Raw genomic sequence first — 1064 nt, 5'->3', positions numbered from 1 at the left:
GCCCCCGCCCGCCGGCTCGTCGCCGACCTGGAGGCGCGCGGTCGCACCGCCGTCGTCGTCCTGTGCGACGGGCGGCCGGCAGGGGTGCTCGGGCTCGCCGACCGGCTGCGCCCCGACGCCCCCGGCGCCGTCGCCGACCTCGCCGCCCTGACCGGCTCCCGCCCGCTGCTGATCACCGGTGACAACCCCGGCGCCGCCGGCCCCGTGGCCGCCGAGGCCGGCATCGACCCGGACCGGGACGTGCGGGCCGGGCTGCTGCCCGCCGACAAGGTCGCCGCCGTGCGGGAACTGGAGGCGGCCGGCCGGCGCGTGTTGGTGATCGGTGACGGCGTCAACGACGCGCCCGCGCTGGCCGCCGCGCACACCGGCGTCGCCATGGGACGGGCCGGCTCCGACCTGGCCGTGGAGACCGCCGACGCGGTCGTGGTCCGCGACGAACTCGCCGCCGTGCCCACCGCCGTGGCGCTCTCCCGCCGGGCCCGCCGACTGGTGGTGCAGAACCTGGTGATCGCCGGGTTCTTCATCGTCGTCCTGGTCACCTGGGACCTGGTCGGCCACCTGCCGCTGCCGCTCGCCGTGGCCGGCCACGAGGGCTCCACCGTGCTGGTCGCCCTCAACGGCCTGCGGTTGCTGCGCGAGTCGGCGTGGCGCGACGCCCGCCCCGAAACCGTCCCCGCGCCGGCGACGACCGCACCGGGAACGGCGTCGAAGACGGCGGACCGGGAGCCCGCCCGCCGGTGACGATCCGTCGCCCGTCCCGGGGCGCGGGGCGCACCCGGGACGGGCGACGGGCCGGTCGGGGGTTGATCGGGTGACCTTCCGGCGCCCGCGATGCCCCGCGCATCGGCGGGAGGGGCCGATCGGGAACGATCCCCCCGACCCGACCCGATACCGGGAACGGCACCGGGGACGGGCTTGCCCGACGCCGCCGGCCGGCGCGAAGACCGCGCCCGGACCGGGGCGGGCGATCCGCCCGTCCGGCGGCCCGCCCCGGGTCCCGGGGCCGGTGCTCCTTTCCTTCGACACGCACCCGCCCCCGGGGCCGGGTTCCCCTGCTCCCCGAC

At 79.3% G+C, this 1064-nt stretch carries 1 protein-coding gene; it reads left to right on the top strand.

The window, feature by feature from the left end:
- Nucleotides 1-741 (top strand): HAD-IC family P-type ATPase (locus FOE67_RS26640; protein ID WP_182667378.1); only part of this gene is annotated, 741 nt, incomplete at its 5' end.
- Nucleotides 742-1064 lie beyond the last annotated feature (323 nt).

This window comes from Streptomyces calidiresistens (assembly GCF_014141525.1).
GTDB classification, from domain to species: Bacteria; Actinomycetota; Actinomycetes; order Streptomycetales; family Streptomycetaceae; genus Streptomyces; species Streptomyces calidiresistens.
This window is presented reverse-complemented; position numbering and strand designations above follow the sequence as displayed.